The organism is bacterium SCSIO 12643, from assembly GCA_024398135.1.
In the GTDB taxonomy this organism is placed as follows: domain Bacteria; phylum Bacteroidota; class Bacteroidia; order Flavobacteriales_G; family Salibacteraceae; genus CAJXZP01.
In genome coordinates this window covers 3,617,898-3,635,079 of record CP073750.1, presented here as the reverse complement: position 1 = coordinate 3,635,079, position 17,182 = coordinate 3,617,898, and the positions used below count along the sequence as shown (strand labels likewise).

General features: G+C 35.4%; 6 protein-coding genes. 2 read left to right on the top strand and 4 right to left on the bottom strand.

Annotated elements, in window-relative coordinates; translation table 11 throughout:
- Window positions 1–137 precede the first annotated feature (137 nt).
- The 3 genes from KFE94_15945 to KFE94_15935 form a co-directional block, all read right to left on the bottom strand.
- A complete protein-coding gene (locus KFE94_15945; protein UTW66125.1) occupies window positions 138–434 on the bottom strand; it encodes a GIY-YIG nuclease family protein in 297 nt (98 codons plus the stop codon).
- A gap of 129 nt (window positions 435–563) precedes the next feature.
- Complete coding sequence (locus KFE94_15940; protein ID UTW68298.1) at window positions 564–3,749, bottom strand: AsmA-like C-terminal region-containing protein; 3,186 nt, start codon at window positions 3,747–3,749, stop codon at window positions 564–566.
- 233 nt (window positions 3,750–3,982) lie between these two features.
- On the bottom strand, window positions 3,983–8,185 hold the full coding sequence (locus tag KFE94_15935) for a T9SS type A sorting domain-containing protein (protein ID UTW66124.1): 4,203 nt from the start codon (window positions 8,183–8,185) through the stop codon (window positions 3,983–3,985).
- Between the two features lie 254 nt (window positions 8,186–8,439).
- On the opposite strand from KFE94_15935, the gene KFE94_15930 reads away from it, so the two are divergent.
- Both KFE94_15930 and KFE94_15925 read left to right on the top strand, forming a co-directional pair.
- Entirely contained in the window at window positions 8,440–11,430 is a 2,991-nt protein-coding gene (locus KFE94_15930; GenBank protein ID UTW66123.1) for a DNA polymerase III subunit alpha, read from the top strand.
- 355 nt (window positions 11,431–11,785) lie between these two features.
- Window positions 11,786–15,157, top strand: a complete 3,372-nt coding sequence (locus tag KFE94_15925) for a T9SS type A sorting domain-containing protein (protein UTW66122.1) — start codon at window positions 11,786–11,788, stop codon at window positions 15,155–15,157.
- A gap of 166 nt (window positions 15,158–15,323) precedes the next feature.
- Here the strand turns inward: KFE94_15925 and KFE94_15920 are convergent, their stop codons facing one another.
- Entirely contained in the window at window positions 15,324–17,111 is a 1,788-nt protein-coding gene (locus KFE94_15920; GenBank protein ID UTW66121.1) for a tetratricopeptide repeat protein, read from the bottom strand.
- Window positions 17,112–17,182 lie beyond the last annotated feature (71 nt).

Genomic DNA, 17,182 nt, shown 5'->3' with positions numbered 1-17,182 from the left:
CCACCTCCAAATATTTCGACTTTCTTCAGCGATGTTCAGCACAAGCCGCTCAGCCACCTTATTAAAATTCAATTTTTGTACCCTTCGGCTCCGCTCAGGGTACAATCGGTTCACTGAGCGGAGTCGAAGTGAACGTATTAATCATTCTTATTACTAAAATGTGTTTGATTCAAACATTTTGCTAATTCATGAAGCTTATCAGTTTGCCTCTTAATCAACGCTTCTTTCTTTTGTCTAGTCCAGCCCTGAATCTGCTTTTCTCTATAAAAAGCTTGATCTATTCTATCAAACACCTCGAAATAAGCCAATTGAATTGGAGGATACTTTTTAGTAAAATTAGCTCCATTACCAGTAATATGTTCTTTTAATCTTCTATCCAAATCATTTGTACTACCAGTATAATAAAACCCACCTTCACATTCTAGTATATACATATAACCTTTTATCATCTGTGGATTAAATATAGTTGATTATCAATTCGAAGATCTTCTTCTCACCCTTCGGCTCCGCTCAGAGTTCCATCTGTTCACTGAGCGGAGCCGAAGTGAAACTTAAAAAATCAGTTACTTCTTCTGCTTCTTGACTTTTACGCTATAGTCATCAAAATTACCTGTCACATTAATATTCAGGTATTTTGTTTTCTTATTAGGATCCACTTCTACGATCTCATCCTCTTTATTTTTATCGGATGCTTTGGCTCCAAATAGTTTGTTTTTTGCTGCTTGTTTTACCAAACTCCATGGAATTCGGAAATAGTAATCGATATTATCTTCCATATCCTGGGTTCCGGATATATCCATATGCCCTAGGGTAGATTCGATAGTCATATTCGGAATGGTAACTACTCCATTGGTAATGTCCATATGATTTTGCAAAGTATCAAACTTAATATTGGTCAAATCCTTATCGCCAAAATAATCGGAAAGCATCATCACCGGATCATAATTTTCCAAACGTCCATTTAATACCATCACATCCATATGTACTACAGAGTGATCCAGGTCTACCATTAAATCAGGATACACACGAATATTCCCTGTAATACGTGCGGTTAACTGCCCATGTAAGTTCTCCGACACGATTTCTTCCTGACCAAAGTTTTCGAACTTGAATAAGAGTTTATCCAAGTCCACCTCAGTTAAATTCATTTGTGGCTTTAAGTAAATATGTTTCGGATCACTTCCATTAAAATATCCATTCATAGCCACATGACCTCCGGCCGCATCTAAGCTTACCGTATCTAAATAGATATAATGATTTTTAGTGGTTCTTAATTGTGCATGAATATTCTTTAAGTCTAGTCGATGATAAATAAAGTGTCCGATATCCGCATTAAACTGCATATCAGTAAATGATAATTCGTACAGATTAAAAGCCTCAGCGTGCGCGGCCATATCTTCAGAGGTATGAACAGACTTGGTAGAATCAGTTTGTTCAGGTTGTGGACTTTCATTGAAGCTGGACAGGGCATCAAAATCAATAAATTCTGATTTCAAAGTCAAGTGATTATCTCGCTTTTTAATGGTTTCATCCTCACCCAGGTAGTAATTCATATCTACTTCAAATTCAGTACGACCCATTTTGCCTTTAAACTTCTGAATCATAATATGCTCATCTTCATAGTGAACGCGACCATTAAAATTCTCAAATCGCAAAGGGTGTACATGCATTTTACCATCTAATCTATCTAACTGTACATCGATACTGTGTAATGCGTTTTGTTTATAATGCATACTACTGGACAAATGTAAATTCAACCCTTCTACTTCTTCATGGCGGTAATCTTTAGGCACATGGTTTTCTCCCTGATAAGCAAAGAGATTATCAAATTTCAATAAGTCAGATTTAAACGTGATATCCAGGTCCACATCGCCATTTAATTGTTCCTGCATCCAGAAACTATAATCATGAATGAGACCATTAAAATGAAAATCTGAGGAATCTATTTCTCCTTTAAAGTCTACAATATTCAGGTCATCACCTTTAATCAAAACATCTGCATGAAAATCATGTAATGTATGTGGATAGTGCTTTAAATCCGCATAAAAATCATCTATAAAGAACTCTCCTTTGGGTAAATGTCTAAATTCGGTAAAGGCACTTCCCAATGCATTGAACGAAAAAGCCATACTCAAATCTTCTATTTGTTCATTTACCCCTGTCGAATCTTCTTCTGAAAACTGTGTTAACTCAGCTATATCCAGCATAGTAGATTGAACATCCAAATGAGCTTTTACAGGTGTTGGTGTATGATGCACAATGGCAGGCAAATCAGAAAGCGTTCCTGATAAGGAAATATCCGAATTTCCCATAGCCAAATAAAACTGATCCAAATCCGCCTTTTTTCCGTTCATTTCAATATGCACATCCAAATCTTTTAACGGAGCCGGTAAATCACTGGCATTAAAAGTTAAATCTTCAATTTTAAGTTCTGCAAAATAGGCTTGATTTAATTCACTCAATGCCTTCTCCGGATGATCCAAATCAATAACATCATGAAATTTGAGCATCATCTCAACACTTCCATTGGCATCTTCCACATCCTCCAGATTCAGGAACCCTACAAGAAACGGAATATCAAAGTCCGCCTCTAATTGCATATTGATCTCAGGCGCTTCAAAGTTTTTAACTTCTAGATTGCCCACAAACTTTCCTTTTTCCATGTTCCCTACCATATCGGTAAGTGAGAACTCCATAGACTCAAAGTTTCGTTTTTCGCCATTGGTAAAATGTCCGGAAAATCCCATATGGTCTATTCGCTTCTTTTCTGTAGAATTCTCTAAAAAAGCTTCTGAGGCTCCAAATTTAGCATCAATAAAAGGCTGACGACCATTTGTAGTTGGGCCTTGCAATACCGCATTAAAGTAAATCTTACCCGCATTCTCATAGCGCTCTAAAACAGGAATGACCTCTTCGGGAGCAAATGCTATAAACATATCAAAGTTTGGTTTGGCCCCTTTTAACGCAATATCCAGAGTCATTTCGTTTTTGGTATCAATACTTCCTTCCAGTTCAAAGTCACCATGTTCCATGGTAATTCCTGAAGGTTTAAAACTCAACATTCCGGTAGTTTCATTAAACACCAAATCGGTATGGAACTCAAAATGTTTATGCTTCAGATAAGTGGTATCTCCATTATCCATCACATTCAATTCAAATTGACTATCAATATGCGCTGCTATCTGATCGCTTTTGGTATTAAATCCACCTTTGGCCCAGTAAATCAATGTTTCAATATCCAAATTGGTGGCTTCTTCTCGCTGGTGAATATCTATGTTTTGAAACTCGATTTTACGCAAGTGGACATCTATAGGCTCGCCCTCTTCACTACTCGAAGAAATAGCCAAAGCATTTTCCACATTAGTTCTACCATCTGTATGTAATACCAAATCAATAAAACCATCTTCTACTACCAGTGAATGAATATCATAATAGCCAGATAAAATATCAAATAGCCCAAACCCCATGTAAATATCTGCCACTTCAACAATAGGTGCCGCATTCTCCTCTTTGGTTTCATAAATATGGACATCATCCACCTTTAATGAGATATCCGGAAAATTGGCAAAGGGAGCCAAATGCACATCTCCAACCGATATTTTGCCGGTATAGGTAGCATTTAAGCTGGTTATTTGTGACTGTACTATAGCATCTTGTTTCAGATATGCTACTAGAATAATGACAGATAATGCCATTACCGGAATCAGAATCAACCCAATAAATATACGTTTCACTTGTTTGGTTTTTATTGGCGAAAACTAATATTTTTCTATGGGTTGGAATAGCTTTTTGTCTGACTGTAGGATTATTTTTTGTGTGGGTTAGAAAACACTAAAGCTAAAGTCTATGGCAAAGGCTAAACTCTATTGATTACAGAATGTTCATGTAAACAAAATATGTTCAGCACCCTTCGACTTCGCTCAGGATACTATAAATCAAAGCATATTCTGTTCACTAAGCCGAGCCGAAGTGAATATTTGCTCTACCTCTTCACCACTTTCTCCACCTTTACCCCTAACTCATTTTTCAATGTCACTACATACATTCCTGTAGCCATTTTAGACATGTCTATTGAGGTAATTTGTTTTTTCGAAGTGGATTGATATACTATCGCTCCGGCACTATTGGTAAGTGTAATTTCTAAAGACTGATGACTTCCTTTATCAATATGCAAAACATCACTTGTTGGATTTGGGTATAATTTCACTCCAATCAGTTCTGCTTCCTGTATACCCACATTCGTAATCGAAAAACATGCTGAAGTATCTACACACCCATTCTGCGATACTTCCACCTGATAATTTCCATTCGCAATTGCTGTAAAACTCGAGTTTGTGGCGCCTACTATGGGGCCATTCAAACAATCTATCCATTGATATATAGCATTGGTAGCCTGTGCGGTTAATGTTAAATTATTTCGAGTTACTGACGTATCCACATCCAATAATGTGAAATCTAGTGTGACTATACTATCACACCCCTGGCTATTCATTAATGTATACGTAGGACCATTCGTTGTTTGATTATATGTAACTCCATCTATCCAAACAATTGGACTACATGAGGTAATTACATCAGTAAACGAAGTAGAATTTAAAATCATTAAATCTAGTGTTACAATAGAATCACATCCACTACTGCTTATCAATGTGTCTACTGCCGTATTATTATCTGAAGTATAAGTAATCCCATCTATCCAGGTATAACTATCACAAGCTGAAACTATATCCGTTACGTATTGCGTGTTGTTGATCGTTAAGTTAAGTGTGACGATACTATCACATCCTACTGCATTGATTAGCGTATCCAAAGCCGTATTATTACTCGAAGTATACGTAATTCCATCTATCCAGGTATAACTATCACAAGCTGAAACTATATCCGTTACGTATTGCGTGTTGTTGATCGTTAAGTTAAGTGTGACGATACTATCACATCCTACTGCATTGATTAGCGTATCCAAAGCCGTATTATTACTCGAAGTATACGTAATTCCATTCCAGGTATAACTATCACAGACTGTAACCACTTCTACACCTGAAGAGGGCTGCAGAATAGTTAAATCTAAAATCACAATAGAATCACAACCACTACTGCTTAACAAAGTATCCACAGCGGTATTATTATTCGAAGTATATGTGATTCCATCTATCCAGGTATAATTACTACAAGACGAAATTACATCTGTTGTGTATTGAGTAGTGTTAATCGTTAAGTCTAAAGTAATAATCGAATCACAACCACTACTACTCAATAGAGTATCTATAGCAGTATTGTTATTCGTAGTATATGTGATTCCGTCTATCCAGGTATAACTATCACACGCTACAATAGTGTCTATTACATATTGAGTAGTATTAATAGTCAAATTAATAGTTATAATAGAATCACAATTTACTGAATTCGGTATCGTATCCAAATAAGTTCCTGAACTCATCCATACATTTCCACCTGGGGAAGTATAACTATCACATGTTGTTACCGTTAGTGTTGAAGTTGTTGAATTATTAATTATCAAATTTACAGTGATAATAGAATCACAATTTACTGAATTCGGGATTGTATCCATATAAGTACCGGAACTTGTCCATACGTAATTTCCACTTGGAGAAGTATAACTATCACATGTTGTTATCGCAATTGTTGAAGTGGTCGAATTTAATATCGTCAGATCAAGTGTGACAATACTATCACATCCAGATGTACTTACAAGAGTATCTACAGCGGCATTATTGTTTGAAGTATATGTAACCCCATTAACCCAAGTATAACTATCACAAGCCATAATTGTATCTGTGACATATTGAGTGGTGTTAATCGTTAAATCCAGTGTAATGATACTATCACAGCCGTTCGATTTTGTATATAATTGTGTTGCCGTATCATTACTTGAAGTATATGTGATTCCATCTATCCAGGTATAAATATCACAAGCTGTAACTGTATCCGTATGATGACTTGAGTAGTTAATGGTCAAATTAATCGTAAGAATAGAATCACAATTTACTGAATTCGGGATCGTATCCATATAAGTACCAGAACTTACCCATATATAATTTCCACTTGGAGAAGTATAACTATCGCAAGCAGCTGTTGTTATTGTTGAGGTTGTTGAATTTAATATTGTTAGATCAAGTACAACTATACTATCACACCCGACAGCATTCACTAACGTATCTAAGGCCGTATTATTACTTGAATTATAGGTAACCCCATTCCAAATATAACTATCACAAGCCGTAACCATTTCTATGCCTGAAGAAGGTTGTAAAATAGTTAAATCCAAAGTCACAATAGAATCACAACCTCCACTACTCTGCAAAGTATCTACAGCGGTATTATTATTGGATGTATATGTAATTCCATCTATCCAGGTATAACTGCTACAGGCTACAATTGTATCAACACTTAAATATTGACTAACAATACTTAGATTAATAGTTACTATACTATCCGCTCCACAATTAGTTGTAAGCGTATCTTTATATATGCCACTCTGTGTGTATGTATTATTTCCACTCGGTACAGTATAAGAATTACAAGCAGCTATTGAAATGGAAGAGGGTAATGCAAAACACCCTTCTGTTGCACCCACATCTCTTGTGCCTACTATTGGTGCATTTTGTGCATCAGAGTTGTCGTTTGGATTTCCATTATCTACGGCAATACTACCAGGGCCAGGTCGCATTGTTTGTGTAGTCCCTCCATTAAATGCTAAAGGCAACAAATTTAATTGTGAAGTAGTAATATTTATACTATCAGAGCTTATCGTTCCCGTTGGTGCATCACTAAAAATATTATATCCATTTGATATAACTGTAGGAACAGTACTGTTATATATTCCACTAGAATTAATACCGTTTTCTGCTATTATAGTACTTGTTGTATGTATTGAAGATGGAGAATAAAAAGGTGTATAAGTAGAATAGGCCTTTGAATAAACCCCCGCCCCATTACCTGAAGTTCCAGAATTTCCAGATATTGTAGAATTTGTAAGACTAACTTGGGACGATGCCAAACAAGAAGAATTTATTAATGAAGGACAAGAAGAATACGAATTTGAATAAATCCCCCCTCCTCCAGAAGGGGCTGAATTCCCAGATACCGTGGAATTTACTACATTCACAAAAGAAGATGAAGTAGACCCATGAGACGCATAATTGTATGAATAACGAGAATATGAAACAATTCCTCCCCCCCAATTAGAAGCAACGTTTCCTGATATGGTTGAATTCGTTACATTCATAATAGAAGAACAAGAATCAAATTGAAAACCAGCAGAAAAACTAAAAACTCCCGCTCCGTTATAAGCAGAATTACCTAAAACCATAGAGTTCATTATATCAATAGATGATGATTTTGTCTTGGAGTAAACCCCCCCACCTTCAAAAGCGGTGTTTCCCTGTAAAGTAGAATTAATTAAACTAATAGAACCCGAATTAGAAAAACAATAAATCCCTCCTCCCAAATTAGATGCATTATTTCCAGATATAATACTGTTTTCTATTATAATAAAATAAAAAATAGAATTATTAGATAAACAATAAACCCCTCCTCCATTCGCTGACGTATTTCCTAAAACCTTAGAATCTAAGATGCTTATAGGAGATGGTATATTAGAATATAGATAAACTCCTCCTCCTTTACTAGAAGCAACATTTCCCGATATTGTTGTATTTATTAAACTCACAAATGAAGTAGCCACAGTGGAACAAATTCCTCCTCCTTGATTAGCTGTATTTCCAGATATCTTAGAGTTTTTTACAAATAACGTATCAGAGCAAAAATAGCTGTAAACTGCCCCTCCATTCCCAGAACTGACACCATTACCATTGCCATTTACAAGTACCAAAGAATCTAAAACAACTCTACCTGCTCCATTAAATGAAAAAATCCGGGAATTATTATTTCCTGATATAAACAATGTATCCGTAACTGTATATAAACCTTTTATCACTACACCATTAGTATCAAAAGCTATTTCACCAGTAGTTAAAACTATGGAATCAGACCCTAAAGCAATTAAAGATGGAGAAAAACGAATGGTATCACCCGCTACGCAACTATCCGCTATCGCTCTTAAGGAACCTAAGCCCGAGTCATTAGTATTTATTACAGTATGGGTGGTTTGCGCTTGTAAGCCTAAACTGGCTATAAGCACTATAAATAGTACTATCTTTTTCATGAACAAGGATTGTGATACGCTAGAGTTTTTAACCTTTCAAAATTGAAATTTTATTCTGCAAAAGTAGGTTTGTTTTATCATATAATCGACCTAAAAAATCAATCAAAACTCAGAAAATGAATAGACTAATTTGAGATATTCATACAACATCCACATATGTAAAATATATTAACAACAACTGTTAAATATATTATTCAACTTTGCATTTACAGCACTTCGGATTATCTAAACTAACTAGTGCACGCAAAAGATGTATGTATATTAATAATCACACATATTACAGTTTAAAATTTGGAACGATTTCTCCCAAGGAATTGCTCCATCAAATGCTGGATGCTCAAGTGAAATCTTTTGCGATTACAGATATCAACAACACCACCGCGCTATTGGACTTTTTACGGCTGACTCAAAAACATTTCATCAAAATAGTCGCAGGTATTGATTTTAGAAATGGGGCACAACAACAATTTGTAGCTTTAGCCAAAAACAATCAGGGATTTCAGGAAATCAACCAACATCTATCCTATTACAATCATTTGGACCAACCCATCCCACCTCAGGCTCCTCCTTTCAAAAATGCATTTACCATTTATCCATTAGGGACTCAACCCGTTTCTGCATTAAACGAAAACGAATTTATTGGGGTGAAAGCTTCACAAATTCATGAACTGCGTTTAGGGAAACTCAAATACCATCAAGATAAACTGGTGATTTTACAGCCTGTGACTTTTAGAAATAAACGTGATTTTAATGCACATCGACTCTTACGTGCTATAGCTAATAACACCCTACTCAGTAAACTTTCTAAAACAGAAGAAGCTGACCCGAAAGACATTTTTTATAGTCCGGACGATCTTAAAGAAGTATTCGCAGAATTCCCTACAATCATTCAAAATACTCATGATCTATTAGATGCTTGTCATATCCATTTTGATCTCAAAAATGAAAACGGTCATAATAACCTCAGCCATTATACCGGAAATGAAGAACTTGACTTTCGATTTATCAAACATCTTGCATTTAAAAATCTGGCATATCGATTCGATACAATAGATGATGATATATATGATCGAATTAATATGGAACTGGACGTCATCCGAAAAAAGAAGTTTATTTCTTACTTCCTGATTGCCTGGAAAGTCACGAAATATGCACGAAGTAAAGGATACTACTATGTAGGCCGTGGTAGCGGAGCTAACAGCATCATCTCTTATCTACTTAGAATCACCGATGTAGACCCCATGGAATTAGATCTTTATTTTGAGCGATTTATCAACTTATTCCGACAAAATCCGCCCGATTTCGATATTGACTTTTCATGGAAGGATCGAGAAGATATTACCCGATACATTTTCGAACGATTTCCGAATGCCACACTTTTAGCCGCATATAGCACTTACAAACAAAAATCGGTACTTCGAGAACTGGGCAAAGTCTTTGGGCTCCCAAATCATGAAATAGACAAACTACAACGCTATCCGCAGAAAGCAGATGAAATTGGCAAAATCGTATTGAAATACAGTTCACTTATTCACGGTTTTCCCAGCCATTTAACCGTTCACTCTTCGGGAATCATTATTTCCGATCGTCCTATTCATTATTTTTCGGCTACGTTTATGCCTCCCAAAGGCTACCCTACCACACATTTTGATATGCATACGGCCGAAGATATTTCCCTATATAAATTCGATATTCTAGGGCAACGAGGATTGGCTAAGATTAAAGATGCCCTTCAAATTATTCGGGACACTAACCAAAATACGACATTAGATATCCATGATATTAAAAGTCTAAAAACAGATCAAAAATCAAATGATTTACTCCGACAGGGAAATGCAATTGCATGCTTTTATATTGAATCTCCTGCGATGCGCATGCTCCTGCGAAAACTCCGTGTGAGTAAATATTTAGATCTTGTAGCCGCAAGTTCAGTGATTCGTCCAGGGGTTGCGCAAAGTGGGATGATGCGTGAATACATTATCCGTCATCGAAATCCTGAAAAACGTGAATTGGCCCGACAAAAATCAAAAATCCTATATGATTTAATGCCAGATACCTATGGTGTAATGGTATATCAGGAAGATGTGATTAAGGTTGCACATTATTTTGCCGGACTTTCACTGGCAGAAGCAGATGTATTAAGACGTGGAATGAGTGGAAAATATCGTTCCAGAGATGAATTTCAACAAGTCAAAAGGAAATTCTTTGATAACTGTAAAACCAAAGGTTATGATCCGGCTCATGTCAAAGAAGTTTGGTATCAAATCGAAAGTTTTGCAGGATATGCTTTTGCCAAGGGGCATTCTGCGAGTTATGCCGTTGAAAGCTATCAATGCTTATATCTGAAAGCTTACTATCCACTTGAGTTTTTAGTCGCCACCATTAACAATGGTGGGGGCTTCTACTCTCGTCAACTCTATATTTATGAAGCCCAAAAACACGGAGGAAAAATTCATTTGCCCTGTATTAATCAAAGTGAACAAATTACCGTATTATATGGTACTGAAATCTATTTGGGGTTTAATTTTATTCATGGTTTAGAAGCTAAAACCATCAAAGCAATCCTCTGGGAACGGAATCGTTTTGGGTTTTTAAGTGGGTTTAGGGACTTTGTTCAACGTGTTCCTGTCTCTCTGGAACAATTAATGATTCTTATTCGAAGCAATGCTTTTCAGTTTACCAAACAAACGAAAAAGACCCTTTTATGGGATGCGCATCTACTTCTGAATAAACAAAAAAAGAAACCCAAAACATTGTCTTTATTTCAACCTAAAGCAAAAAAATTTGAACTCCCTACCTTGTGGAAACATGATCTTGAGGATGCCTTTGATGAAATTGAACTTTTTGGATTCCCCATAAGTATTTCACCTTTTAAGCTCTCATCCCATATTCCCTCCTCTTCTATCACAGCTGAAATGTTACCCCAATACGTTAATCAAAACATTACTATTGTAGGTTATCTTATTCACGTCAAAAGCATTAAGACACGAAATAAGAAAGGAATGTTTTTCGGCACTTTTATTGACCTTAAAGGACAATGGTTAGATACCGTAAGTTTTCCACTAGTTGCTTCCAAATACCCTTTTACAGGTACAGGTAGTTATTTACTCCATGGTAAAGTTGTCGAAGAATTTGATTATTATAGTCTGGAGATTATTTCTCAAAAGCGTATTCCCAATAAAAATATGCAAGACGAGGAAAATACACGTTTGAAACTTGGAAAAAACGTTACATCTATTCACTAATCTTTTTCGTTTTATTCAAGCCCTCATCAAAAATCCACCTCCATTTCATCTATTTTCAATTTTACTATGGTAAGCAATAGGTAAGCATGATTATACCACCTTCATTTTCAATACACATACAAAGTTTTATTGCTTCGTTTTCCCTCTTAAATAAAACACTCATTATAGGCCAATAAAATCAAGCTTTTACCGCTTTTCCATTTAAAAAAACGAGTCTTAATCCAAAGATAATTTTGAGTCAAAACAAAGACATACGCAACTAATTTCGTCTCCTCGTTTTTTACCCAAACTTTTAACCTCATTCATATTCTCGCCCAATATATTTGAGAGAAACAATTAAATATTTCGATATAATATGAAGAAAAACAAAACCTGGAAAAAATTATTATTGCTATTCATTCTATTCATAGGGATGAATTCCAATTCACTATTCTCTCAGAATTATGTAACAATTGGAGGGGGAACAAATAACACGACTTCATCGGTTGCAACACCTTATAGCACGTATTATCATGATGCAAGACACCAATACTTATATACAGGACAACAACTCATAAATAATGGAGCTGTAGCAGGTATGATTTGGAGTCTGGGTTTTAATGTGGGTTCAGCCAGCGGTGTGCCTTTAAATGGATTTACAATTAAACTTTCTACTGTACCCAATACTACGACAACAATACCCGTTGGGTGGGCTGCAAATCCAACTATTGTCTATAGTTCATCTACTCCTATAACTCCAACTCTGGGATGGAATCAATATTCATTTCAATCGCCATTTTACTGGAATGGTAGTGATGGAATCATTGTTGAAGTATGCTTTGACAATACCTCATGGGGTACATCAACTGGTGTTAGATATTCTAATGCGGCAAACAAGTCTAGAGGTAAATATAAAGACAATGATGTGGGGTGTTCGCTTGGTAATGGTTCTTTAACGAATAAAAGACCTAACATAAGAATCGATAATACGCCTATTTTCACTAACGATGCATCTGTACAGTCATTAATTAATCCAACTTTCCCAAATTGTATAGTGGATTCATTGGTTAAAATAGAACTCCATAATGCTGGTACAGCGAATTTGAATTCTGTAGATATTAATTGGTCTATTAATGGAACTCTTCAAACTGCTTTCCAATGGAACGGATCTATTGCACAATTTGATAATGACACTGTAACTCTAGGCACCATTATTGGCGGCTTCTCTGATAACGATGTTCTTAAAGTATGGACCTCTAACCCAAATGGGGGGGTAGATAGCATGAATATTAACGACACGATTAGCAAAATTATTCATAGTTCTTTATCCGGCACATATAGTATCCACCCTACTCCAGGAACTGGTTACTATCATAATTTTACAGAAGCAATTGAGGCCATGCAAACCTATGGAGTATGTGGACCAGTTATCTTTGATGTGTACGATACCAATTATACAGAGCAAATAGAAGTTTCAGGTATTCATGGTATTTCGGATACGAATACAGTGACCTTTAGAACGCAACCAAACGGTAATCAAAAGGCTGTAATCAAATACAATCCATCAAATAGCGGAAATAATTATGTGGTTAAGCTTAAAAATATTTCGAACATCATATTTGACAATATTGCTATAAAAGCTCTTGGTGCACCATATTCCAGAGCATTAGTCACAGCAGGTGCTTCTAATAAAAGTATTACCATTAAAAATTGCTTATTGACCTCCACCACCACTACATATACCACCACCAATAATGCGGTAGTATACATGAATACTGGGGACAATTCTCATTGGAAATTCACTAACAATACGATCATGCGAGGTTCTTACGGTATACTATTTAAAGCTCCAGGAGGAAATCTGGCAGATAGTAACGTTTTTACACAAAACAGGTTTAGACATCAAAGGTCATATGGAGCCGTTATTACCAATCAAAAAGATATTCAATTTGAGAGGAATAATATCTTTTCTAATACGACCTACCCATCGGGTATCGCATTTTCATTTGAAGCCAATTTCGGAGGTTCGTACAAAAATAATTACATCGAAGGTCGTACACACTTTCCAAAAGAAGGAATGAAATTCAATGGTATTGGAGGGACATTAAATAATATGACTCAGGTATCTAATAACCGAATATACATGCCTGCAAATGCATCGACAAATGCATTAAGCATTATCGATAACTTGTTTGTCGCATACACATTCAATTCCATATATAAATCAGGTACAAACTCTACCAATAGAGGAATCAATATCAACGGACCTGGATATGTCTCTTTGAAAAATAATAATGTTCAGGTTCGAAATTCAGGTATCGCCATTCGAATTGCAGGATCATCTGTAGCAGAATGTGACTACAACAACCTAAGCGTTCCTGATTCAACCGGTCGAGTTGGCTGGATCAATGGAACGTCTCATGATTCCATTAATCATTGGCAAGTTGCATCAGGACTGGATGCCAATTCAATAAGTGTCGATTCAGTGTATACGGATACAACCAGATTACTTGTCTGTACTATTGATCTATATGCTAAAGGCTCACCAATATTAGGAATCAATACAGACTTTAGTGGACAAGCACGTCAAGCGATTCCATGCATTGGAGCGGATGAGTTTATGGCGCTTTCAGTATTGGGCCAAAACTTAAACCATACTTTGTGTACCGGAGATACTTTAACATTGACACAACTCTATTTTGATACCGTAATTTGGAATAACGTGGACACCAATAAAACTCATGTTTTTACCACACACGGCACACAACAAATTAGTGTCATTGGTTTATGCGGTACAGGGTCTGCAAACTTTGACATTATTGCGCAGGAAACAGTAGTTATCAATGACACCAATTTATGTGAAGGCACATCAGCACAGTTAGCTGCCAACATCAATAATGGTTCTTATTTATGGAGTACGGGATCAACAAGTTCATCAATAACAGTTGATTCAGCGCAAACCGTGAGCATTTCTGTTATTGATTCCAATGGGTGTCACTCCGCGGATACCATTCAGATTACACAAAGCACAGATGTTTCATTGGTTGATTCTACAACTTTTTGTGAAGGGTCAAATGTGGTCATTGATGCGAATATCACGGGTACTTATGCATGGCATGATGGTTCTACAAATCAAACACTTTCTGTAAATACTCCGGGAATGGTATCGGTAACAGTAACCGATCAAAATTGTATTTCATCTGATTCTGTTTTTGTTTCAGAAATTCTAAATCCAATCGCATCTTTCACCGATTCCTCTTCTTCATACACAGTGGCGTTTACCAATACGTCTCAAAATGCGACTTCATATTTATGGGAGTTTGGAGATGGAACCACATCTACAGATATTCACCCGATACATATTTATCCCTGGACAAATTCAGATTCTGTTATTGTCTCAGTTAAATTAACGGCTTATAATAGTTGCACTGATGATTTTATGGTTGACTCTCAAGTGAGGTATGGCAAACTTGTAAGTATCTCTGAAATTGATCCATTGACCGGAATATCAGTATATCCTAATCCAAATAACGGCCAGTTTAACATTTCCATAGAATCTGGTCAAAATTCAAATATGGAGATTCAGGTCATCCATTTGAATGGCTCTATCCTATATTATGATACTTTCCAGAGTATCAGTGGTGAAATGATTAAAGAAATCTCATTAGAGAATGTTGCTCCAGGAATATACTTTGTGGAAGTCCAAAAGGATGAAAAGACAGCTATCTACAAAATCCTTGTTCAATAAATCTATTGAGGTTATTTATCCATAATCTAAACCTCTTTTAACAAATCAACCTCTGGAACCTCATAATCAATAAATAACATCATCACAGAGGTACATTTTTATTGCTTTTAGATTTGTTAAAACCTAGCCTCGAAGAAAAATTCTTCGAGGCTTTTTTATATGTGATCTAAATAGATTTTAAAAACTCTAAAATACTTGCCCCTGGAACCAGGTTCAGTTTTTTGCTCAATCTCGTCTTAGCTACTTTTATAGTATTCAGTGTGTTGTTTTTAATCACCGCAATTTCTTTGTTGGATAACCCCAAACGAATCAAACCACACAGTTTAATTTCATTTTCTGTCAATTCAGGGAACTTAATTTTAAGCGTCAAAAAGAAATCTTCACTTAATTCAGCAATATAATTTTCCATTTCCAAAAAAGATTCATCCATTCTAAACTCATTTGATATAAAAACTTTGATTGGAGATAAATCCTTTGGTTCTATACCCTTTATCTTAGATAGTTTACTAATTAATTCTTTTGAAAAATCAACTTTTCTGGTCATACTCAATGCAGACTGAGTTAATCGATCTGTTTTGTTTTTTACAGTCGCTTCAAGAATTTGCTGGTTAAGTTCTTTTATCTCAAGTTTTCTTTTATGCTCAGACTTCATTTTATTGAAAACAATTCCTCCAATAGCTAATAATAATATCCCTGTTACACTTCCAAAAACTACTTTTAATGTGGATAAATTCTTCTCCTGTTCCATCGCCTTTATCTCATCTTGACTTTGTTGTAAAAGTGCTTTTTTAAGTTTTAATTCACTTTTAATACCTGAAACTTTATATTGAGTAACACTCTTCACCAATTCCTCTGTTACACTTGCTCCATATAAAGAATCATATATCGCATAATACAAATCATGGTAATACATCGTTTTATCAAAATCCCTCAACAACCTGGTTATATGACCATAAGACCCATATATACCTAACCTTTGAAATTTGGCCGCTTCATTCTGTTTTCTTAACAGATTAGTAGCCAATACGGAATCTAAATAAATCTGTGTTTTCTTATAATCCTGAAGATTATAATAGGTATTACACATTTCAAAATAAGCTACAGAAAGTGCGTCATAATCTTTATACCTTTTGGTAATTTGAATTTGCTCATTCACTAGTCTAATTATTTTCTCTTTTTCATTTCTAAGATGAAAGCAAATGGCCAAATTACCTGTAATTATTCCCACTTTTAAACTATCTTCCGGTGTGTGTTTTGTCCTATATATTTTTAAAGCCGCTTCAAAGAAATTAGCTGCAGAATCAAACTCCGGAATCTTGTATACCGTTAACCCAAGGTTATTTAAAGCTTCAGCAGTACTTCGTTGTTGATTAAATTTTTCGGAATATATCCTGGCCCTATCGTAAAAATGATATGCTGAATCATAATCCTTTTTTCTTAGATATAAATTCCCAATAAAACTTAATGAATTAGAAATTTCTTCATCCCAAACTTCCCCGTTTGCAAGCTCTAAATAACTATTCCTATGGCCAATGGATTCATCAAATGCACCCATTTCCTGAAATCCTTTTGATAAAGTGATATATGCAGATTTCTTTAAGTCTAACGAGATATTATAGCTTTTGCACAATTCTAAAGCCTCTAAACAATAAAAGATACATTCTGATATTTTATCCTGTTCTAAATTAAATTTCGCTTTTTGAATGTATAATCTGGCTAAATGCTCATTTAATCCATGTTCTCTGCTGTATTTAATTGCAAAATCAATCACCGCAATATCTAAAGAGTCAAAATGTACTTTAGGCTCAGATATTCCGGTTAATACGATATCTGCTCCGTGTACCTTAATCTCATCAAACACACTATCAGAAACACTTAACTGAGAAAATATCAATAGGTTAAAACTAAAAACAGACAGTGCTAGAAGTATATATTCTTTTAAATTCTTTTTCAAGTCTCTGATAAATATTGATCTGATAACAGGTATTCAAATAAACCTTATTTTCTTTCAAAATCCGAATTTAT